Origin of the sequence: Gordonia sp. SID5947 (assembly GCF_009862785.1) — a bacterium.
Classification (GTDB): Bacteria; Actinomycetota; Actinomycetes; order Mycobacteriales; family Mycobacteriaceae; genus Gordonia.
In genome coordinates this window covers 4,014,990-4,036,629 of the sequence record NZ_WWHU01000001.1, presented here as the reverse complement: position 1 = coordinate 4,036,629, position 21,640 = coordinate 4,014,990, and the positions used below count along the sequence as shown (strand labels likewise).

Sequence of the window (21,640 nt, the reverse complement as noted above, 5' to 3'; positions counted from 1 at the left end):
CGCGAGCGCCGGCCGGCAGACGCGCACCCGCCACGATCCCGCGCACGTCACGACATGCGCGTCATCTCAGGCGATGCGCGTTCACCTCCGGCAATCCGACCCCCTCCGGCGGCATCAGGTGGGACGATGTCGGGACCCGACCCGACTCGATTCCCCGACTCGATCCGAGGTGGCATCGCCGGTGAGCCTCGACCACGCACCGTTCACGCCGCCCGCTGCGATCGTCGAGGATCCGCGCTACCTCTCGGATCAACTCCTCACCTACCTGGGGAACAAGCGATCGCTGCTGCCCTTGATCGACGCAGCGGTCGAGGAGGTGCAAACCCGGCTCGGCCGACCACTGGTGGTGCTCGACGCGTTCTCGGGCAGCGGTGCCGTGTCACGCCTCCTCAAGGCACGCGCGAGCCGGGTGATCGCCAACGATCTCGAATCGTATGCACGGGTGATGAGTGAGTGCTATCTCTCCGATCGGTCCGACGTGGACAGTGACGAGATCACGTCGATCATGGGGATCATCAACAACCAAGTGGACCAGGGACTCTCGTTCGATGGATTCATCGAGGAACTCTATGCGCCCGACGACGACGAGCACATCCGGCCGGGCGAACGGGTCTTCTACACCCGCGACAATGCGCGGCGCCTCGACGCGTACGCCACGTTGATCCACCAACTCGACGACCGGCTGAAGCCATACCTGTTGGCGCCGTTACTGTCTCTCGCATCGGTCCACGCCAACACCTCCGGCGTGTTCAAGGGTTTCCACAAGGACAGGCTCACCGGGATCGGCAGATTCGGTGGCTCCGGCCGGGACGCGCTGGTGCGCATCCTGGCGACCATCCGCCTGGCACCGCCGGTTCTCAGCCGGCATCGCGGACACAAGCAGGTGTTCCAGATGGGCGCCAACGCCCTGCCGACGCACGTCGGGCCCGTCGACGTCGCCTATCTCGATCCGCCCTACAACCAGCACCCGTACGGATCGAACTACTTCATGCTCAACCTGCTCGTGAATTACCTGCGGCCCCATGAGATCAGCCCCATCTCGGGTATACCGGTCGATTGGAATCGCTCGCGGTACAACGTGCGAAAGGATTCGGCCACGCTGCTGCTCGACCTCGCGACCTCCCTCGACGCCCGATTCCTTATCGTCTCCTTCAACGACGAGGGCTACATCGCGCCGCCGGAGATGGTCGAGATGCTCGCCTCGGTCGGGACCGTCACCGAGTTCCGATCCCGGTACAACACCTTCCGTGGCAGCCGGAATCTCCGGGCCCGTCGGACCCATGTGACCGAGCACCTGTTCGCCGTCGAGAAAGGGTGATGCGACAATCCACACGTGCGCATCGGAATGACCATGCCGGTGATGGAACCGGATCTCGACACAGATCTCCTCAGGACGTGGGCGACGGCGATCGACGACGGACCGTACTCGTCGCTGTGCTGGGGCGAACGCATCGCGTTCGACAACCCGGATTGCCTCACCCTGCTCGGCGCGCTGTCGGCGTGGACGGAGCGGGTGCGCCTGGTGACGACGGTCGTGGTGCCACAACTCCACGATCCGGTGATGCTGGCCAAGGCCCTGGCCACCGGCGACATGCTGTGCGGCGGTCGTCTGACGGTCGGCCTCGGCGTCGGCGGGCGGCACGAGGACTATCACGCGGTCGGCGCCGACACCTCCGCCCAGACGATGCGGGGCATGGCCGAGCGCGTGGACATCATGCGCCGGGTGTGGGCCGGCGAGAAGATCACCGAATCGGTACTGCCGGTGGGACCTGCGCCGCGTCAGGGTGGTGGCCCCGAACTGCATGTCGGCACCACCGGACCGAAGACCATCCGCAGCGCCTCGGCATGGGCCTCGGGCGTCGCAGGCGTCACCCTCGACCTTGACCTGACCCGACAACAGGAACTCTTCGACGTCGCGCGCACCGCGTGGGCCGAGAAGGGAAAGCCTGCACCCCATCTCGCGACATCGTTCTGGTTCGCGCTCGGAACCGGCGACGGTCCGCGCGAGCAGGTACATCGGCATCTGCGCCACTACATGAACTGGATTCCGGCCGACTTCGTCGACGCGATCGCCCCCACCACCGGGTGGGCGGGCACCGAAGAAGAACTGGTCACGGTGCTCCGTGGATTCGCCGAGATCGGCACCGATGAGGTGCAACTCATCCCGACCAGTTCGGACCCCGATCAGCTGCGCCGCGCGACCGAGGTCGCCGCCGAATTCGCCTGAGCACGACTGTTATCGCTTGGCCATCGACGCGTCGATCGCCAGGAGTTGCTCGGGTCGCACGTCGCGCAGCACCGCCATCGTGGCCGTCACCGCGAAGTCACAGGCCACATCGATGTCGGCGCCGTCGACGATGAGCGCCCGATACGCGACGTCGAGGCTGATCCCGATCAACAGCGACGCAAGCGTGTCGGCGCTGGCGGCGAGCTTCGTTCCCTGCGCCCCGTAGTTGCTGCGCAACCGAGCGGCGACCCTCGGTTCCAACGCCTGGTACAGACGACGGCCGGGATCCTCGGACTCCTCGCGATGCCCGAGCAGGATGCGGAACCCCTCCGGGTTGCGCCGCGCGTACTCGAACGTCGCCTCCACCGAATGCCGTGCCCGCGCACCGTAGGCCATGTGTTCGGAATCGTCGTATGCGGCGTACATCCATTCGGTGAACTCGGCGAGCTCGCGCTCGACGACCATGCCCACCAACGCGTCCCGCGACCCGAAATGGGCATAGAGCGTGACCCGGGTGGTGCCGCCTCGTTCGGCGATCATGTCCATGGTCGACCGTTCGGCACCGACCTCGGCGATCACCGCCCGTGCCGCGTCGAGCAGCTCTTCGTCGGTCGGCCTGTTCCGCGTGCTACGCCCTCGCGCTCGACGCCGCGGGCTCTCCGTTCGTCCGGACTTCGTCACGCTGGTCTCCTGAGTTCACGTCGTGGGCCGGCCGGGCGATACCGGTGTCTATCCATGCCGGCCCGACGCTGCTCAACCGGCGAGATCTGATACGCCGAGCCGGCCGAAGTAGGCGGCCTCGACGGTATCGCGGTGCTCGCGGAGTTCGCGCGCCGAGCCCCTCAGCGCGACCCGGCCGTGATGCAGGACAACAGCCGAATCGGCGATACCCAGTGCGAGGTCGATGTGTTGCTCCACCAGCACCACGGCCATCTGCTGCTCGTCGGCGATCGTCCGCAGCCGCGGGAGAAGGTCCTGGACCGCGATGGGCGACAGACCGAGACTGAGTTCGTCGATCAGCAGCACCGACGGCTTCGTCAGCAGGGCTTTGGCAAGGGCGAGCATCTGCTGCTCACCGCCCGAGAGGTTTCCACATCGGCGGCCGCGTAGTCCGCGCAGCTTGGGAAAGTGCTCGTAGACGACGTCGACGTTCCCACCGTTCTTGCGTTTGGCGAGTTTCAGGTTGTCGCTCACCGACAGCCGGTGAAAGAGGCCGCGGTTGTCGGGGACCAGCGTGACGCCTCGACGCGCGTTGCGTTCCACCCGCCCGTCCACCGGTTCACCCAGTGCGGTGATGCCCCCCGACATCACCGGGAGGGCACCGACCGCGGCCAGCAACGTGGTGGTCTTGCCCGCCCCGTTCGGCCCGAGGAGGGCGAGGATCTCTCCGGGACGTACCGACGCGGACAGATCGCGGACGGCCGGGACGCCACCGTGGCCGACCGTGACCCCGTCGAACTCCAACACCGCGGTCATCGCACACCCTCGCTTTCGTTGTCGGCGGAGGCGTCTGCCTCCACCTCCGGACTGCCGAGATAGGCGGCAACCACCGCCGGATCATCCTGGATCTCCGCAGGCGAGCCCGAGGCGATGACCTTGCCGAAGTCGAGAACGTACAGGCGATCGCAGACGTCGAGCACCAGTGACATGTCGTGGTCGATCAGCAGGATGCCGACGCCGGTCGCCGCGATCCGCCGCAGTTCGGCACCGAACTCGCGGCTCTCATGGGTGTCGAGTCCCGCGGCCGGCTCGTCCAGCAACACCAGACGCGTCCCACCCACGAGGGCGCGTGCGACACCCACCAGCTTCTGCTGGCCGAGCGTCAGTTCACCCGGCCGCCGGTCGGCGACGCTACGCAACCCGACCGTGCCCAACGCATCATCGATGACCTCGGCACGCGGCTTCGACCCGGTGAACACGTCAGAGACCAACGCGCGCAACCCGACCCGCTGGACCGCGACCGCGAGATTCTGCGCGACGGTGAGGTCGGCGAACAGCTCACCGGCCTGCCAGGTGCGGGCCATCCCCGCGGTCCTCCGACGGTGCGCGGCGATGCGGTCGACTCGATCACCATCGAGACGCACCTCTCCGGTCGCCTTGGCGAAGCCGGTCACCGCGTCGACGAACGTCGTCTTCCCGGCGCCGTTGGGCCCGATCAACCCGACGATCTCCCCGGCATCGACGCTGAGGTCGATGTCGGCGTTGGCGGTGACGCCGCCGTAGTGGACAGACAGCCCTTCGGTGCGGAGCAGCGGTTCGGTCGTGGTGGCGGCCCCTTGGCCACCGATGACGTCAGACATGAGCACCCGCTCCCGAGTTCGATGATGTGACAACGGTTGTGGACTCATCCGACGACGGCGCGCGTGGACGCCGCATCCGACTCAATCGGTCGCCGACGTCGGCCATCGCCCCGGACACCCCGACCGGATTGAGCACGGCCATCAGGAGGAGACCGCCTGCGGCGATGATCTCGTAATACTCACCGAGGTCGAGGGTCTGGTTGAGGAACACATAGCCGACACCCAGCGGACCGATCACACCGGCGATGAACGCACCGGACACCGAGGTGATCCCGCCGACGTAGGTCATGGCGAGCAGCGTGAGACCGACCATCACAGTGAACGATCCGGCCGACAGCTGTCCCCGGCTGTAGCCGATGAGACATCCGCCGACACCGGCCAGGAAGGCCGACAGAGCAAAGCCCAGCAACTTGGTCGCGGCGACGTTGATGCCGACGGACGCGGCCGCGCGCTCGTTCGACCGGACGGCGAGGAACGACCGTCCGGTGGACCCGGCCATCAACCGCATCACGACGAGCGTCGCGACCGCCACCACCAGCAGGACCATCAGGGCGAAGCGAACCGTGACCAGGTTGGTGCCGTCGCGAACGCCCAGGTCGAAGCCGAACAGCGTCGGATCGACGATCATGTTGCCCTCGTACGCGGTGATCTCCGGGTTGTTGAAGACGAAGCTCTGGATGGCGATCGCAGCCGCGAGGGTGACCACGGCCAGCTGCGCCCCACGGATACGCAACGCCGGGATGCCCACCAGGATGCCCAGTGCCGTCGCGATCAACGCCGCCAGCAGGATGCTCAACGGGAACGGCACATGCCAATTGACAGTGAGTTTGGAGAGCGCGAAGCCGGCAGCACCGGCAAAGGCCATCGACGCCAACGAGATCTGTCCCAGATATCCGGTGAGCAGCACCAGCGACAGCGCGATGAGCGAGAGAATGATCGAGGTCACCACGCCGAAACGCCATGTCCCGGAGGTCAGGAGGATCGCCGCGACCGTCGCGGCGAGAACCCCGATCGTGGGGATCAGACGGATACGCGGTATCCGGACGGCAGGCATCTGCACGTCGCCCAACGACCCACGCGACGGGATTCGTCCGCCGAGCAGGAACAGCGCCACCACGATCACCACGAACGGCAACGCCTCGCCCAGACCCGCCTGCGCCCACTCCGGCCACCAGTCCTTGGTGGTCAACCAGGTGATGACGGCCTGGAAGCTACCCAGCAGAAGACCTGCCCCGCAAGCGATCCCGAATGAGGTGAGCCGACCGAGGAGTGCCACCGCCAGAGCCGGGATGACAAAGAACGTGTAACTGGTGACATTCAGGCCGATCGTGAACGCCGCAAGGATGACGATCAACCCGGTGGCGGCACCCGTGAGCACCCAGATGATCGCGGCGAGGCGATCCGGTGAGTAACCGACCAGCCGTGCGGCCAACTCGTCCTCGGCGCCCGCACGTGTCGCGACGCCGAGTCTGGTGAGGCGGAAGTACGCCCACAAGATGGCCGCGATGGCGATCGCGATGCCCGCGAGGATCACGTCGGAGACGTTCACCACGGCGCCGGCGAACTCGAATGTCTTGTCCGGCAAGACTGCCAGCGCAAGGAGATTCTCGGTGTCGAACCGCAGTTGCACCAGCGCCTGGATGAACAGCATGAGCCCGACCGATGCGACCACCTGCGCGAGCACCGGCGCCTGCCGAAGCGGGCGGAACACCAGCAGATGCGCGACGACGGCCCACACGACAGCCGAACCGACGCCGATCAGGATGGCAGGCCACATGGACATCGGATCGTCGGCACTGCCGAGTGGGATGGAGCCGATCGGGAGGACGAGGCTGCCGTCGGTGCGGAGTGCCGCCACGGCGTAGACGGCCCAGAGACCCATCGCGCCCTGTGCGAAGTTGATGATGCCGGTGGCCGCGTAGACACCGACCAGCGACGTGGCCATCACGGCATAGACGGCGCCGGTCGAGAGGCCGAGGAAGACGAACTGCAGGAACTGACCCATGCGGAGACCTCAAACAGATAGTGCGCTGGTGGCGCAATGGTGAACGGTGGTGCGGGCCGGGTGGGCGCTGGCTCTGTGCCCACCCGGCCCGCGGACTACCTCGTCGGACCTACGCGGCGCCCGGGATGAGCTTGAGCACCTCGGGACTCGGTGTGATGTAACCCCCGCCGACCGGCTTCGTCGTCTTGTCACCGGTGACCTCGAACAGGAGCATCTCGGTGGTGCAGTTCGGGGTGGTGGGCTTGCCGCATGTCAGCTTCGGGCCGAGGAAGCTCTGGAAATCGGTGAGCCCCTTGAGTCCGTTCAGCACGTTGACGCCGGTGAAGTCGGTGACCTTGGCCTGATTCAGCCCGTTGACGAAGTCGACGAAGATCGCGAACGTTCCGTAGGCGTAGAAGCCGCCGGCCCCGCCTGCCGCGTCGACGTACTGCTCGGCGACCTTCAGATTGGCCTTGGCCGGTTCAGGCGCCGAATCGATGGAGGGCGGCTGCCAGCCGGGCGAGTACGTCTGCGCGCCGACCGCTTGGGAGCCCATCGTGTCGATGAACTCGGTGCACGCCGCCATGAACATGGTGTTCTTGTAACCGACTGATCGCAGCGACTGCGAGAGCTTGGTGCATGTGTTGTCGTTCGGTGCGGTCATGAGACCGGCCGCATCCGGATTGCCCTCGGCAAGAGTGGTTGCCAGGGCGGTGAAGTTGGGTCCGGTCGGCGGGTAGTAGACGCTCTTGACCTCGATACCCAGCTGCTTTCCGAGCGGAGCCAGCAGGCCGTCGAAAACCTGATGCGCCTGCGGCAGATCGGCATTCGCCAGTGTCAGCGACTTCTTACCGGCCGCCTTGAGGCTCTGCATGAAGCCGACGAGGAACGCGGCCGGCGGCGGACCGAAGTACACGCGGTTGTCGGCCTTGGCGCCGGTTGCGGTGTTGAACGGGATCTGGCCGACCAGAGGAATCTTCGCGGCGGTCAGGATCGGCACCGCGGCAAGTGATTCCGAATCGTAGGCGTCGATCGCCGCGACAACACCGGCTTGGACGAACTGATTTGCACAGGCGATGGTCGATTCCGGGGCGGTCTGATCGATCCCGCAGTCGACGACCTCGATCGGACGACCGCTGAGCCCGCCGATCTGATTGTTGATGTAGTCGACCGCGGCGTCGCGGCCCGAAGTGACCCCGGCCTGGGTGGCCGGCCCCTTGGACGGGTTGAAGAGCCCGACCTTGATGGGCGCACCGGCCGCCTTGACACCGCTCTCGCCCGCGGCGGATGTCGATCCGCCCGAGCTGTCGTCATCGCTGCTACACGAGACGACGGAGAAAACACACGCCGCAGCAATGGCAGCCGCGACGACCCGCCCTGTTCTCCTACGCATTCCCACACGCCTTTCCCACCAGTCCCCGGGCACGACAGATCAGCCCGGGAGGGCCGACGTCTGCGGGGTTTCTGCACTGGGCCGCCGGCGGCGGTCAGTGGACCCGATCCGGGTAATTGTGATCTGGGCCACTGCGAAATTAACCTGTGCCTTACAGCGGTGTCAAGCTGTTTCTGCAGGCCAAAAGCTTATGATCGCTAACGGGCTGAAATTCGGGGTGGGACGATCGACCAGAAAAGGACACCTGCGACGCGTTGCGACAACAGGTTGACCTCATCCGAAAGCGGCTACCGACGGAAGTGCGACGGCGATCCCGAGAATCGCTCACCTCTCGCGAGAGGGAAACAAAAGGACTGGCGGACCGTCGTGTCTGCGTCAAACTGGGTTGATGCTGTTGACGATTTCCGCTGAACGTTCGCCGGTGCTGACGGAGCCGAGCGATTTCGGTTTCCTGCTGCACAAGCAACACGTCGGGAATCGAGGTGGCGCCCTTTCAGATATTGGCGAGCGACACAAAGACCTACGAGACACGAGATCACCTGTGGCACCTCGGTATCGCGGATCGCCTCGTTTGCGCGGACCCCGAATTGTTTCGACCTACCCGCCGCATCGTTGTCGAGACGACCGATGAAGCGTCGCGCGGCGCAGGCGTGCAGTGGTGGGAAGAACTCACTGCGGTCGGCGGGGAAGGCATGGTGGTCAAGCCTCTTGACAACCTCGTCCGTGGCCCAAAAGGATTGGTGCAACCGGGACTCAAGGTTCGTGGTCACGAGTACTTGCGGATCATCTACGGCGCGGACTACACCACCCCATCGACGCTGGCGCGACTCAAGGACCGAAACCTCGGCCACAAACGCTCGATGGCCCTGCGTGAGTATGCCCTCGGTCTCGAGGCACTCCGTCGCGCAGTCGCGGCAGAGCCCGTGTGGCGAGTTCATCAATGCGTATTCGGTGTCCTTGCAATGGAATCCGAGCCCGTGGACCCACGATTGTGAAGGTTGATCAGTGTTGCACGACTTGTTCGGTGATGGGGAGTCCAGTCAGCAACGAGTAGCCTGTGAGGCTTCGTGCACGGGGATGGTTGGAGCACCCGTCGTAGGGATAGCGTGGCCGCAGAACGCGTCCAGTTGAATCGATCAGCCACACCTCGGGAAGACTGTGGGCGCGTGCGCTGGGCGCGTCGGCAGCACAGTCATGCGTCAACGAGCCATCATCGGTGATGCGGGCGTGAGGATCTTCGGTGGTGAAAGCACGGACGACCTCGGTGAGATCACCTCGATAGAACGTCCGGGTGTAGGGCAGCCCGGGTTCCTCACGAGGATTTCCACGGTCGAGGTCCCCACACACCATTGCCGCGACTGGATCGAAGTCCAGCGGAATGACCTGCGCCGGGCCGGGAACCGCTCCGGTGCACGTCGGTTCGACCAGCGGGTAGCGATTGTGAGCGGGCCGCTCCACGGACATCAGCGTGTGACTCTGCCCCGCAGAGGGCGCGGCGTCTTGCCACGCGCTGTTCCCGCAACCGGACACACCGATCAGCAATGTCATCACCGCGGTTCCTCGGATGATCCGTTTGGTGCCGGTGCGTCGCATGTCGCCACAATATGCCGCTCGAACCGCCTCTGGAATTGACGGGATATCGGGTCCGCGAGTCCCGTCGAGCCTGGGGGCGCGATCTGCTGCGCATGCGGCTCCACACCATTGCTCACGTGGGTGTGATGGACACCGCCGAGCCGCGTCTCATCGGATGCACCAATCCATGCCGCCATTTCGTCGCCGAGGCTTGTGACCGGCAATCAGAATCGTTGCAGCCGTTCGGATGACACGGCGGATCAACGGGTCCAGGATGGTGCAGATGACGTTGGTGCAGTGTTCGGATCTCTCCCCGGCCAGATGGCTTGTGGAACAAAGCCAAGGCGATGACTGGGCTCGCCTCGCGGCGCGCGGACCGAAGGGGTACCCGGCGTACTCGCGACTGAGATTTGTCCCCGACCCGTCATACAACGGCCAGAGCACCAACGAGGTTGACTTCAATGAGGGACATGACGGACCTCCCCCGGTCGAAGCCGAACTGATCGGATTCGTCCTGGCCGAACTCGCCGGCCACACCGATACGCCCGACGCCTGCTATTTCTGTGTATGGGATGGCTGGTCAACGATCAAAGCGGACCGGGCAATGCCGAAGGTCGAAATCCCCAACCGCGACTACTTCCTGTTCCACGGAACGACCAGCGACATCGAATACTGGGAGAAGTGCAATGCGCGGGGCGCCCTTCGCGACGCCGGACGATATGGGGAGATGCCCGACCCAGCGTTCGTGTGGCCCGCCGACCGAGCCTGGTGCATCGCCAACGACGTCGATCCCCACTACGCAACCATCGGCGCAAGCATTGAAGCGATCGAGCAACTCCTCGCCGACCCGAGGATTGACACCGTTGCTGATGACCCCCAGGTTGAACCGCCCTACTGGGCGTGAAAGACCGAACGGGACCGGCCCGGTTTGACCATAGGCGAATCTGTCAGCAGAGGCAGTGACTGGGTGACGGGGTCACAGCTCGATCGGTGTGAGTCGGCGGAGTCGTCACAGCTGGCTCTTGCGGTGACAGGCTCTTGAACATCACTGCCGCCTGCAGGCTCTCCGGTGGTATGTCCGTCTGGACAAGGGTGAGCCGGACGGGATCGATGGTGGCCGGATAGAAGAGGTAACCCTCCGGCGAGGTGAGCAACTCCACGTCATCGACGCCCTTGACCTGCCACACATCGACAGGGCCACCAGTGTTGTTCATGCGGACGAACCAGTGGCACTCACGTTCCCCTCGCGCGAGGAAGCAGCCCTCCTGTTCGGGCTGCATGCTGCCGGCGATGCCACGCGCGAGACCCATTCGACGCCAGTCCATGCCGCACGCCTCGATCGACGCTCGATTGAGCGCGGAACTGACGTGGTAGTGCTCGAGCATCGTCGCAGAGTAGGCCATCCGGCAGCAGCTGTCGACGAAATATGGCCTGCCAGCCCAGCGCCTTGAACCGCTCACCGAAGCGGCGATCCAACGGGCAGCAAAAGTCGAGCCCCCTCGCGACCGCTCCTCATCGAGATCGATCGGATCGCTGCCGCGTCCATGTCCACCGCCTGCTCGGCAACCTCAGAGAACGGTCAGGCCGAAAATGCGGTGAAATCTCCAGACGAGGGCAAGTGATCACTCGGCAGCGTGACACGAGCGTGCTGCGTCCCGGCACCGCCCCACCGTTGCGGAGGCCGAACTGCACGTCTGATATCGCCGGATTCGGCGGCAACCTGACCAGTTCCTACCGGCTCCCACGTGGTATCGGGATCTGTGGCCAAGTCGGACCGTCGCCGATATCGCCGACCGCCCATATCTGACCACGCACCTCACTACACTGCCGAAATACCCACCTTCAACATCTGAAACCCGAAATTTTCCCCGACAATGTTAGGGGTTCGAGGTGGTAGGCAGGCGATGGCTGATCTTGGCTGCGCTGGTGTTGACGGCCGCCGTTACGGCGGTGTGGGCGCGTGCAGACGCCGCCCCATCGCGCCAGGCGGTGCCCGCGCCGCGCTGGATCGTCGTCTCCGGATCGGTCCCAGGCCTGGTCGACGCCGGGTTACCCCAGTCAATCCTCGACGACGCGAACAATCCGTCGACACTGCTGCTGGTCCAGCACGTATACACCAACAGCTACCTACCGGAAGGCACCCCGACCTTCAATTTCCGTGGCGCGGCCGACCTCGCGCGCGCACTGAGGGCCGGCGAGATCCCCGATTCCATGCACTGGGTCCTGTTGGATCTGGAAGCCTCGTCGTTGACGCCGGAACGCGATCAACGTGACCCGATCGGCGCACTGCGACGTGCCCAAGATGTCGCCCATCGTTACGGCAAGAGCGTGATCTTCACGCCCGCCATCGACCTGATGAACGTGCTCGAACCGGGGTTGTCCGGCGACGCGCTCTACAGGGCATTCATCGACCGGTTGGTCACTCCTGGCGCGGCGATCGCGGACGGCTTCGAGATCCAATCGCAGCGCACGGAGGCGACCGAGTACGCGACGTCCTTCGTCAAGGCCGCGGTCCAAGCCGCCTACGCCGCCAATCCCGCCGGCGCACCGGTGCTGGCCGGGGTGAGCACCAACCCGAACGGTCGGCAGGTCACCGCCGACGACATGCTCGAGGTGTACAACGCCGCGAAGGCTGCCGGCGCGACCGGATATTGGCTCAACATCCCCGGCGGCGGCGACGAGTGCCCCAACTGCGGAGAACCCCAGTACGAGGTCGCCGTCGAGTTCTTGAAGAAGATCACCTCGACACCGACCCCACCGACCGAAACCGGCTTCCCAACCGAAACGGGCTTGCCGACCGGTCTGATCCCTACCGGCCCGGTGATTCCCACGAGTGGACCGTTCGGCAGTTGATGTTCGTTGCAGGCGCCGCCGCGTTCCGCGGAACGCTCGAGACCACCAACCCGACGTTTCCCCAGACCGATTGGAGGCCGAATGCTCCGCAACTCCGGCCGCCCATCCGTCGAGACATCTGCAGACCCCGACGTTCTGGCGTCGACCACAGCGAAAACAACCCTGCTGCAGGGCAAACGACGTCTGATCATGGCAGCACTCGTGGTGACGGCTGCGCTGACCACGGCCTGCACCGGCGCCGCCCCGCCATCGCCACCACCGGCGCCAGTGCCACACCGGATGATCGTCTCCGGATCGGTCGCCGGCCTGGTCGAAGCAGGGCTACCCCAGTCCATCCTCGACGACGCCAACAATCCGTCGACACTTCTTCTGGTCCAACACGTCTACACCAACAGCCACCTGCCCGAAGGTGCCCCGGCTTTCCGCTTTCGAAGCGCTGCCGCCCTATCCGACGCGCTGAGCGCGGACGAAGTCCCAGATTCCGTGCACTGGCTCCTACTGGACCTCGAGGCGTGGTCGTTCACGCCGGAACGCGATCAGCGTGACCCGATCGGCGCCCTGAATCGGGCTCAAGACGCGGCCCACCGTCACGGCAAGAGCGTGATCTTCGCACCCGCCATCAACCTGATGAACGTACTCGAACCCGGATTGTCCGACGACGCGCTCTACCAAGCATTCATCGATCAGTTGGTCACGCCCGGCGCCGGCATCGCCGACGGATTCGAAATCCAATCGCAGCGCACCGAAGCCACCCGACATGCGACCTCTTTCGTCACAGCGGCTGTGCACGCCGCCAACGCCGCAAATCCCGCCGGCGCACCGGTCCTGGCCGGGGTGAGCACAAATCCCAACGGCCGGCAGGTGACCGCCGACGACATGGTCGCCGTGCACGACGCCGCGAAAGCCGCAGGTGCCACCGGATACTGGCTCAACGTCCCGGGTGGTGGCGAGGAGTGTCCCGACTGCGGCGAGCCCCGATACCGAGTGGCCGTCGAATTCCTGAAGAAGATCTCGACGTCGCCGACCCCATGAGAGCGCCCGATCTGCGGAACAGTTGGGCGAAGCGGTCGGCCGACACAAACAATTGCAGGGAATCGACGCCGAGTTCAGACGCTCACGACACGAACGTCCTATTCTTGGTCGACGTGGCCGTTGTCTGATCGATGTCCGCATTCCCTGTACCGGCACACGCTGTGGACATCGCAGCGGCTGACGGGTGCGGAAGGGAACTGGCGAATGCGAATTCTGGTCCTGGGCGGCGACGGTTTCTGTGGATGGCCCAGTGCGCTGCACCTGGCCGCGAGCGGCCATGACGTCACCATCGTCGACAGCCTCGTCCGTCGGAAGATCGACGACGAACTCGGGGTGCACTCACTCACCCCCATCCACTCGCCTGCCGAACGGATGACCGCATGGCATGAGGTGTCGGGCGAGCGGATCGAGATCGTCGAACTGGACCTCGCCCGGGACTACGACCCCCTGGCCGAGCTCCTGCGGACCACACGGCCCGACACCGTCGTCCATTTCGCCGAACAGCGTGCAGCGCCGTACTCGATGAAGTCACCGGCACACAAGCGCTACACGGTCGACAACAACCTCAACGGCACGCACAATCTCCTCGCCGCGATCGTCGAGACCGGACTGGACGTCCATGTGGTGCATCTCGGCACCATGGGTGTCTACGGTTACGAGACCGTGCCGGTTGACCTCCCGGAGGGTTATCTGACGGTCAGTTACCCGGACCGCAACGGCGAGATGCGCAGCCGGGACATCTTGTACCCCACCCAACCCGGCAGCGTCTACCACCTCACGAAGTCGCTGGACCAGTTGCTGTTCCAGTTCTACGCGCGCAACGACGGGATCCGCATCACCGATCTCCATCAGGGCATCGTCTGGGGTACCCAGACCGACGAGACCGCACGGGATCCCCGGCTCATCAACCGATTCGACTACGACGGCGATTTCGGCACAGTCCTCAACCGCTTCTTGGTGGAGGCCGCGGTGGGCCATCCGCTGACAGTCCACGGCACCGGAGGGCAGACACGGGCGTTCATCAACATCCGGGACTCGATCCGGTGTATCCGTCTCGCGGTCGAGTCGGGATCGGAGGTGAACGGCCAGGTCCGCGTGATGAACCAGATGACGGAGACCCACCGGGTAGCCGACCTCGCAGAGTTGGTCGCCGCGCTGGCCGGATGCGAGGTCGCAACGGTCTCCAACCCCCGCAAAGAGGCAGATGAGAATCAGTTGGCAGCCCGGAACGACCTGCTACTCGGCCTCGGTCTCGATCCGATCCGCCTCGACTCCGAACTCCTGTCTGCGGAGATCGAGATCGCCCGCAAGTACGCGGAACGTGTTGATCGGAACCACATTCCGTGTACATCCTACTGGACCGAGGACCGCCGCAACGCCGCCCAGGAGCATGACCGGTGAGCGACGAGACTCCCGAGAACACCACACCCGATCCGAAACCTGCTGGCGACGAACAGAATACGAAGAAGGAATACTTCACCGGGGAGCGCGGACGATCCGTCCCCCGCGGAGCCTGGTGGGTGCTGGGCATCGCGCTGGTGGCGCTGCTGGTCTTCGTGATCGCGCGGCCGTCGTGGTTCACCGACGACCCGAACGACACCAGTCTCCATGTACCGCCGGAGCGTCATTTCACCAAGACGCTGGCCGGTTCCGGTCACGCCGACGGTGTGTGGCTCACCGACGACTCGCCGTCGACGAGTTATCTGGTGACCCTGCCGGCCGATTCGGCCCGCACCAAGACGCGGCTACACATGAGCGGCTCCACGCAGGTACCCGAGCAAAGCACCGTGTTCCTGAGCGTGAGCATGGACGGGCAGCAGGTCTACAACGAGCAACTCGCGTCCGGCGACAACGAGGTCGACGCGTTCATCGACGTGCCGGAACAGATCGCCGACGACGGACAGGTCCGCGTGAGCATCAAGGCCGACGGCACACGGCACGACGACACCTGTACGACGGATCACTCGGCCGGCATGCAGATCCATCTCGATCCGCAGACCGTGCTCGAGGCGGCACTCACCGAGCCGGTGCACACGGTGCGCGATGCGGTGGTGTCGTGGGATCGTGATCTGACCGTGGTGCTCGCCGATCAGGGCGATCAGTGGCGGACGGCCGCAGCGCAGATGGGGATGGCACTCACCAGAGCCGGCCATCAGGTGCGGTTCAGCCCGACCGTCCCGGACACGGACGTACGTGACGCGATCCTCGTGGGCCCGGCGGGCACCCTCGCCGACGGCTCCGGCTGGTCGCAGCCCGACGGCACTGCCGCAGGTGCCGTGGTCGGCAAGGTCGGCGGCACGCCTGTGCTTGGGGTGACCTCCCCCGACGGGAGTCTGATCTCGACATACCTCACCCAGCCAACGGTGACGACTGCCGACGCCCCCGGGAGCGACCCGATATCGGTGACCACCACTGGGCCTGCCGGAGATCAGGTAGCACTGGAATCACTCGGCGCCGACATGTCGGTCGGTCAGATCACCGAATCGCGGAAGTGGCGGGTCGGCTACTCGCTCGCCGACAGTCCCGGCGGTCGACTGCCGCAGGCGCTGCGTGTGCAGATGCAGCTTCCCGCGTCACCGCCGGATCTTCGATGGATCCTCAGCGTCGATCTCAACGGGACCCTCGTCGGCAGTCGCGTACTGAACGACACCGCCGGCGACGTCACGATCCCCCTGCCGCCGCAGAACGAGCTGTTGCAGAACGTCCTGACCCTGACTGTTGACCGCGATCGCGACCTCGGTGGGTGTGATGTCCGGGTGAGCAGCTACCCGATCCAGATCCGATCCGGTTCGGCGCTCACCCTCGGCGCCGATCCCGGAGCCGGATTCACGGCTCTGCCACGCGGACTCGCGCCCGGATTCGACATCTACGTGCCGGACGCCGGTGCAGACGCGGTCGAGCAGCTCAACGCGATCGTCCCGACATTGACCGAATTCGTCCCGGCACAGATGAATCCGGACTTCCGCTGGAACACCCAGCCCGAGGCGGGTAGGCCGTTCGTCCTGGTCGGGTCGAGTCCACAGGTGAAACCCGCTGTGCGACTGGAGAACGGCCGCATCGTCGGCGGACCGGATGGCTCGGCCCTCGACATCCCGGCCTTCGACGACGGGTTGCTGGTGGAGACGGTGACCGGCGCCGGCCGCAGCCCCGGCCTGCTCATCCAGTACCAGGGCAGCATCGGCACCACCGGGCTTCCCGATTTCGGGCGTGAGACGGCGCAGGTCGTGACGAGCCAGAGCAGCTTCGGCATCAACGCCGACGGCAGCATCGAACCGACCACACCTGTCCGCGAAGACCTGCCGAGATGACCGACGTCGCCCCACCACCCCCGGAGGCCGAGGCGATCGCCGATCATTTCCGATCGGTCGACAGCGCACCTGCCGACTACGCGGTGGACCGGCCGTCGAGTGGCACCAACGGATTCCTCATCACGCTCGTCGGTCTGTCGATCGTGTTTCTCTGCGCGCGAACATTTCTGGCGAATGTGGTGTTCGTCGATGTGCCCAGGGATCCGGTGCTGTTCGCCAAACTGCACGGCGATGTCGTCTTTCCCCTTCGGATGTTTCTGATCATCTTCTTCATCTCGTACGCGGCATTCGCCTATTCGAACATCTGGCGCCGGTTGTTCATCGGCATCTCGCTGTTGGGAAAGTTCCTGGCGTTCTGCCTCGTCGTCGACCTCACCGCGTGGTTCCTCCACCACACAGGCATCGTGTCGATCTCGGTGTTCGGCGTGCAGATGATCTCCGGTCTCGCCGCATTGGCAATTCTCCCGCACACCATCATGCGCCAGGCGCAGTTGCCGCCCCAGGGACCGATGCCATCCGTGCTGCAGGAATTGCCGATGAAGCCGTTTCTGATCTGGCTGGGATGCCTGCTGCTGTCCATCGCGGGGGCATTCGTCGCGATTCACGTCCTGTACGACGTCGTCGCCGTACTCAAGGATTGGGCGATCCTCGGTGGGATCGGGGCCGGCGTCTTCCTGATGCAGCAGATACTCGCGGTGTCGACCGCACTGTTCGGGTTACGTGCACTGAAGGCGTCCCGCAGCCATGATTTCGCGCCGCGGGTGGCCATTCTCGTCCCTGCGCACAACGAGGCGCACAGCATCGCGGCCACCATCGACGCCGTGGACGGTGCGGCCGAGAGCTATCCGGGTGGAGTCCACCTGTACGTGGTGAACAATGCGTCCTCGGATGAGACACATGAGGTCGCGCTGGAGACGATTCGCAACTGCGAGTTCATCACCGGCGAAGTCCTCGAATGCCCGACGCCCGGCAAAGCGATCGCTCTGAACATGGGCGTCGAGCACATCTCCGAGGAGTTCATCGTCCGGATCGACGCCGACACCGTGATAGGGCCCGGGTGCCTCGATTCGGCGATGCGTCATTTCGCCAATCCCGATGTGGGATGTGTCGGCGGGCTTCCGCTCCCACTCGAAGAGAAGACCTGGATCGACAAGTGTCGCCTGATCGAGGTCTACATGCGTCACGGGTTCTTCCAGGTCTCGCTGGACGGCTACAACGCGGTCATGGGCATCCCCGGCATGTTCGCCGTCTATCGCCGCAGCCAGCTGCTGGAGGTCGGCGGGATGGTCCAGGGCATGAACGGCGAGGACACCGATATCTGTATGCGGCTCACCGCTGCCGGATATCACAGCATCGCCGACCCGCACGCGGTCTATTACAGTGAGACTCCCGCGTCATATGCCCACCTACGGGAGCAGCGGACACGATGGTTCCGCAGCATCTATCACCTTGCCGCCCGTAACCGCGCCATCCTGTTCGATCGGCGGACGATGGTGGGAACCTTTGTGCTGCCGTTCAACTTGGTGAACGCGGCACGCCGCGCGATGCTCCTGCCATTGCTGATATACGCAGCCCTGACGGGGTTTGTCTTTCATGCCACTTTCGTCACGATGCGTTGGCAGCCGATCGTCGCGACACTGCTCGGGATGTCGATGATCATGACGGTCGTCGTGACACTCATCTGGCGGGCGAGCGCGGTGAGATTCATCCCGTTGTATCTGGGATTCCGGGTCTTGCGTAGCTATTTCACCTTGTCGTCGGCGTTGAGTCTCATCTATCCCCCGATGCATCCCCACCTACCCCGCCATCTGTGGTCTGGTCACGACATGCTCACCCGACGGCGTGAACTGCGCGAACACAAGGTGCACGAACCCGACCCGGACCCACTCGTCCCACCGGACATCACCCAGCCGGGATGACGACGGAATCGACGTCACGGTGCTAGATTTCCCCTTCTGAACCCTCGTGTCCGAAAGGGGCGCCGTCGTCGTGCTCAGTCTGATCCCCGATTCGCAGCGGCGCACCCTTGACGAACTCGTCGACCGTCTCGACCTGTCGGCGGGTGAGCGCAAGTCAAAACAATCGGCGTTCTGGATCATGCTGACCCTGTCGGGGATCATCGCGGTGTCCGGTGTGGTCGCCGACAGTACGGCCACGGTGATCGGCGCGATGATCGTTGCGCCGCTGTCCACCCCGATCCTCGGCATCGGTCTCGGGATCGTCACCGCCCGCGGTAAATTGATCCTGGCCAGCGTCGGCTACGTGCTCGCAGGCGTCGTGCTCGTCACGCTCCTCGGAGTGGTGCTGTCCCAGCTGTTGCCGAACCCGACAAACGTGCTGGCGAACTCCCAGGTTCTCGGCCGGACCTCGCCGACCTTGGTGGACCTGCTCGCCGCGCTGGCGACCGGCCTGGTCGGCGCCATCGCCATCACCCGCCGCGACGTCGGTGACGTGCTCCCCGGTGTCGCGATCGCCATCTCGCTGGTGCCGCCGCTCGGTGTGGTCGGGGTCTGCCTGGGCTCCGGCTCCCCTGCACTGGCCCTCGGCGCTTTCGTGTTGTTCGCCTCCAACGTGATCGCGATGATCATCACCAGCGTGATCGTGCTGACCATCGGCAGTTACGGCCGCGAGGCCGCTGCAGAGTCCGATGGTGAAACGGCCTCCACCAGCCGCCACGCGCGCGCCTACATCGTCCTGGCCGCCGCCCTCGTCGTGGTGGCCATCCCGATGGTGGTCAACTCGCTCTCATCACTGTGGTCACGACAGGTCTCGACCGCGGCCCAGGCGTGGCTGAAGGCGGGCGGCGCCCAGACCGCCGAGGTCACCGGGGTGACCTGGAGCGGCAGCACGGTGACCGTGAGTGTGCTGGCCCCGCAAGACCTGCCTCCGGTCGACGATCTCCAACACACTGTCGACGAGCTCGTTCCGTGGGACCCTGAAGTGGTGGTCGTACACACCGTCGGCGGTCGACAGGCTGCGCAGTGACCACCACCTGCCAAATCAACGACGAGACACAGAGGTGATTTTTCATGGGGAGCCCACAAGAGGCGACTCCGACCGTTGCGGACGCGAATTCCGCGGCTCGGTCCACTCTTCCGTTCGACAACACGATCGACCTCGAGAATGCTTCGCGCGGGTTGATCGCCACCTTGGAATCAGCGGTCATCACCGGTGCCGACGGAAACCCGGTGTGGGACTGCGGTGAGTTCGGATTCCTCACCGAGAGTTGCCCTCCGACGGCCAACCCAAGTCTGTGGCGCCAGTCCGAATTGGTGGCGCGCCACGGTCTGTTCGAGGTGACCGAGCGCGTCTATCAGCTGCGCGGACTGGATCTGTCCAACATGACGGTGATCGAGGGCGACACCGGCGTCATCATCATCGACCCGCTGATCTCCGCCGAGACGGCAGCAGCCGGACTGAAGCTCTACCGCGACCAGCGCGGCGACCGTCCGGTCAAGGCGGTCATCTACACCCACTCGCACATCGACCACTTCGGTGGCGTCAAAGGTGTGACCACGCAGGAAGCCGTCGACGCCGGGGAGTGCGCGATCGTCGCTCCGGCCGGGATGGTGGAACACGCTGTGGCCGAGAACGTCTACGCCGGAACGGCGATGGGTCGGCGCGCGGCATACATGTACGGTGCGGCACTGCCCCGCGGCCCGCAGGGCGCGGTGGGCGCAGGGCTAGGCCAGTCCACGTCAACCGGCCACGCGGGGCTGATCCTGCCGACGATCGACATCTCCGAGACCGGCCACACCGAGACGATCGACGGCGTGACGATCGAGTTCCAGATGACGCCGGGGACCGAGGCCCCCGCGGAGATGAACTTCTACTTCCCGCAGATGCGCGCCCTGTGCATGGCCGAGAACGCCACCCACACACTGCACAATCTGTTGACCCTTCGTGGCGCTCTGGTGCGCGATCCGCATGTCTGGTCGAAGTATCTGACCGAGGCCATCACCATGTTCGCGGGACGCTCCGATGTCCTGTTCGCCTCGCATCACTGGCCGACGTGGGGCACCAAGGAACTCACAGAGTTCCTTGCTCAGCAACGTGATCTGTATGGATATCTGCACGACCAGACATTGCGTGCGCTCAATCAGGGCCGGACGGGACTGGAGATCGCCGAGGACATCCAGTTGCCCCCGGCGCTGGAGAACGCCTGGCACACCCACGGCTACTACGGCTCGGTCAGCCACAACGTCAAAGCCATCTACCAGCGATACATGGGATGGTTCGACGGCAATCCGGCGCACCTGTGGGAACACCCGCCGGTGGAGTCGGCCAAACGGCACGTCGAATTCATGGGTGGTGTGGACGCCGTCGTCGACAAAGCCCGCAAGACCTTCGCCGACGGCGATTTCCGCTTTACGGCAACCGCGCTCAATTACGTATTGTTCACCGAGCCGGATCACGCGGCGGCACGAGAACTCCAGGCCGACACCCTGGAACAGCTGGGCTACGGTTCGGAGAACGGCACGTGGCGCAACTTCTTCCTGATGGGCGCCTACGAATTGAGAAACGGGGCGGTGGGAACTCCGACGACAACCGCCGCGCCCGACATCGTCGGCGCGATGACGGTCGAGCAACTGTTCGACGCGATCTCGTTGCGTGTCGACGGTCCGGCGAGCTGGGATGCGCACATCACCCTCGACTGGATCATCAGTGACGAAGGCATCCGTCATCGCACCGAACTTCGCAATGGTGTCCTCGTCCATTTCGATGTTCCCGAAGAAGCCGCCGGAGCGGCCGAGGCCACCTTCACTCTGACGAAGGCAGCGCTGCTGGGCGTGCTGCTCGGCGGGGTGAACCTCGACGGTGCCATCTCCGACGGATCGATCTCCGTCGAAGGCGATGCCGCACGATTCACCGAGCTCGCCGGCCACCTCGACGAACCCGACCCGGATTTCGCCATCGTGACACCCTGATCGGCAGCGGACAGCACACGGGCACGCCCCTGCCGCGGGGGCG

General features: G+C 65.0%; 17 protein-coding genes and 1 pseudogene. 11 read left to right on the top strand and 7 right to left on the bottom strand.

Annotated elements, in window-relative coordinates; translation table 11 throughout:
• Positions 1-181 precede the first annotated feature (181 nt).
• Positions 182-1,318 (top strand): DNA adenine methylase, encoded by a 1,137-nt coding sequence (locus GTV32_RS18430; protein ID WP_343287380.1) that lies wholly within the window; start codon positions 182-184, stop codon positions 1,316-1,318.
• A 27-nt stretch (positions 1,319-1,345) separates the two neighbouring features.
• The gene (locus GTV32_RS18425; protein ID WP_202422725.1) at positions 1,346-2,227 is read left to right on the top strand and encodes an LLM class flavin-dependent oxidoreductase; all 882 of its coding nucleotides are present in this window, start codon (positions 1,346-1,348) and stop codon (positions 2,225-2,227) included.
• 9 nt (positions 2,228-2,236) lie between these two features.
• Here GTV32_RS18425 and GTV32_RS18420 read toward each other — a convergent pair whose 3' ends face one another.
• From GTV32_RS18420 to GTV32_RS18400, 5 genes are all read right to left on the bottom strand, one after another.
• Positions 2,237-2,908, bottom strand: coding sequence for a TetR/AcrR family transcriptional regulator (locus GTV32_RS18420; protein ID WP_161061539.1), 672 nt, complete (start codon positions 2,906-2,908; stop codon positions 2,237-2,239).
• Positions 2,909-2,980: 72 nt separating this feature from the next.
• Positions 2,981-3,703 carry an ABC transporter ATP-binding protein gene (locus GTV32_RS18415; protein WP_161061538.1) on the bottom strand — a complete coding sequence of 241 codons (723 nt, stop codon included), beginning with the start codon at positions 3,701-3,703 and terminating at the stop codon, positions 2,981-2,983.
• Positions 3,700-4,527 carry an ABC transporter ATP-binding protein gene (locus GTV32_RS18410; RefSeq protein WP_161061537.1) on the bottom strand — a complete coding sequence of 276 codons (828 nt, stop codon included), beginning with the start codon at positions 4,525-4,527 and terminating at the stop codon, positions 3,700-3,702. The genes GTV32_RS18415 and GTV32_RS18410 overlap by 4 nt, the downstream gene beginning before the upstream one ends.
• Entirely contained in the window at positions 4,520-6,532 is a 2,013-nt protein-coding gene (locus GTV32_RS18405; protein WP_161061536.1) for an ABC transporter permease, read from the bottom strand. The genes GTV32_RS18410 and GTV32_RS18405 overlap by 8 nt, the downstream gene beginning before the upstream one ends.
• A 109-nt stretch (positions 6,533-6,641) precedes the next feature.
• A complete protein-coding gene (locus GTV32_RS18400) occupies positions 6,642-7,904 on the bottom strand; it encodes an ABC transporter substrate-binding protein (RefSeq protein ID WP_161061535.1) in 1,263 nt (420 codons plus the stop codon).
• A gap of 470 nt (positions 7,905-8,374) precedes the next feature.
• Between GTV32_RS18400 and GTV32_RS18395 the strand changes: the two are divergent.
• Positions 8,375-8,899 (top strand): annotated as a pseudogene (locus GTV32_RS18395) (polynucleotide kinase-phosphatase); the annotation flags it as partial.
• 7 nt (positions 8,900-8,906) lie between these two features.
• On the opposite strand, the gene GTV32_RS18390 reads toward GTV32_RS18395, so the two are convergent.
• On the bottom strand, positions 8,907-9,497 hold the full coding sequence (locus tag GTV32_RS18390) for a hypothetical protein (RefSeq protein WP_161061534.1): 591 nt from the start codon (positions 9,495-9,497) through the stop codon (positions 8,907-8,909).
• 253 nt (positions 9,498-9,750) lie between these two features.
• On the opposite strand from GTV32_RS18390, the gene GTV32_RS18385 reads away from it, so the two are divergent.
• On the top strand, positions 9,751-10,380 hold the full coding sequence (locus tag GTV32_RS18385) for a hypothetical protein (protein WP_237421584.1): 630 nt from the start codon (positions 9,751-9,753) through the stop codon (positions 10,378-10,380).
• A 43-nt stretch (positions 10,381-10,423) separates the two neighbouring features.
• Here the strand turns inward: GTV32_RS18385 and GTV32_RS23635 are convergent, their stop codons facing one another.
• Positions 10,424-10,861: a hypothetical protein gene (locus GTV32_RS23635; protein ID WP_237421583.1), complete on the bottom strand. Its 438-nt coding sequence runs from the start codon at positions 10,859-10,861 to the stop codon at positions 10,424-10,426.
• A gap of 505 nt (positions 10,862-11,366) precedes the next feature.
• Here GTV32_RS23635 and GTV32_RS18375 point away from each other — a divergent pair.
• The 7 genes from GTV32_RS18375 (at position 11,367) to GTV32_RS18345 (ending at position 21,597) form a co-directional block, all read left to right on the top strand.
• Positions 11,367-12,329: a hypothetical protein gene (locus tag GTV32_RS18375; RefSeq protein ID WP_161061533.1), complete on the top strand. Its 963-nt coding sequence runs from the start codon at positions 11,367-11,369 to the stop codon at positions 12,327-12,329.
• Between the two features lie 81 nt (positions 12,330-12,410).
• Positions 12,411-13,361 carry a hypothetical protein gene (locus GTV32_RS18370; protein ID WP_161061532.1) on the top strand — a complete coding sequence of 317 codons (951 nt, stop codon included), beginning with the start codon at positions 12,411-12,413 and terminating at the stop codon, positions 13,359-13,361.
• Positions 13,362-13,565: 204 nt separating this feature from the next.
• On the top strand, positions 13,566-14,762 hold the full coding sequence (locus GTV32_RS18365) for an NAD-dependent epimerase/dehydratase family protein (protein ID WP_161061531.1): 1,197 nt from the start codon (positions 13,566-13,568) through the stop codon (positions 14,760-14,762).
• The gene (locus GTV32_RS18360) at positions 14,759-16,669 is read left to right on the top strand and encodes a hypothetical protein (protein WP_161061530.1); all 1,911 of its coding nucleotides are present in this window, start codon (positions 14,759-14,761) and stop codon (positions 16,667-16,669) included. Before GTV32_RS18365 ends, GTV32_RS18360 begins: the two co-directional genes overlap by 4 nt.
• Positions 16,666-18,588, top strand: a complete 1,923-nt coding sequence (locus GTV32_RS18355; protein ID WP_161061529.1) for a glycosyltransferase family 2 protein — start codon at positions 16,666-16,668, stop codon at positions 18,586-18,588. Before GTV32_RS18360 ends, GTV32_RS18355 begins: the two co-directional genes overlap by 4 nt.
• A gap of 70 nt (positions 18,589-18,658) precedes the next feature.
• Complete coding sequence (locus tag GTV32_RS18350; RefSeq protein WP_161062618.1) at positions 18,659-19,654, top strand: TIGR00341 family protein; 996 nt, start codon at positions 18,659-18,661, stop codon at positions 19,652-19,654.
• Between the two features lie 44 nt (positions 19,655-19,698).
• A complete protein-coding gene (locus GTV32_RS18345; RefSeq protein ID WP_161061528.1) occupies positions 19,699-21,597 on the top strand; it encodes an alkyl sulfatase dimerization domain-containing protein in 1,899 nt (632 codons plus the stop codon).
• Positions 21,598-21,640 lie beyond the last annotated feature (43 nt).

Bases quoted from the DNA above. Each gene is read 5' to 3' on its own strand.
- GTV32_RS18425 (WP_202422725.1), top strand. From the start codon at position 1,346: ATGACCATGCCGGTGATGGAACCGGATCTCGACACAGATCTCCTCAGG.
- GTV32_RS18415 (WP_161061538.1), bottom strand. From the start codon at position 3,703: ATGACCGCGGTGTTGGAGTTCGACGGGGTCACGGTCGGCCACGGTGGC.
- GTV32_RS18410 (WP_161061537.1), bottom strand. From the start codon at position 4,527: ATGTCTGACGTCATCGGTGGCCAAGGGGCCGCCACCACGACCGAACCG.
- GTV32_RS18405 (WP_161061536.1), bottom strand. From the start codon at position 6,532: ATGGGTCAGTTCCTGCAGTTCGTCTTCCTCGGCCTCTCGACCGGCGCC.
- GTV32_RS18400 (WP_161061535.1), bottom strand. From the start codon at position 7,904: ATGCGTAGGAGAACAGGGCGGGTCGTCGCGGCTGCCATTGCTGCGGCG.
- GTV32_RS18390 (WP_161061534.1), bottom strand. From the start codon at position 9,497: ATGCGACGCACCGGCACCAAACGGATCATCCGAGGAACCGCGGTGATG.
- GTV32_RS18385 (WP_237421584.1), top strand. From the start codon at position 9,751: ATGGTGCAGATGACGTTGGTGCAGTGTTCGGATCTCTCCCCGGCCAGA.
- GTV32_RS23635 (WP_237421583.1), bottom strand. From the start codon at position 10,861: ATGCTCGAGCACTACCACGTCAGTTCCGCGCTCAATCGAGCGTCGATC.
- GTV32_RS18370 (WP_161061532.1), top strand. From the start codon at position 12,411: ATGCTCCGCAACTCCGGCCGCCCATCCGTCGAGACATCTGCAGACCCC.
- GTV32_RS18365 (WP_161061531.1), top strand. From the start codon at position 13,566: ATGCGAATTCTGGTCCTGGGCGGCGACGGTTTCTGTGGATGGCCCAGT.
- GTV32_RS18355 (WP_161061529.1), top strand. From the start codon at position 16,666: ATGACCGACGTCGCCCCACCACCCCCGGAGGCCGAGGCGATCGCCGAT.
- GTV32_RS18345 (WP_161061528.1), top strand. From the start codon at position 19,699: ATGGGGAGCCCACAAGAGGCGACTCCGACCGTTGCGGACGCGAATTCC.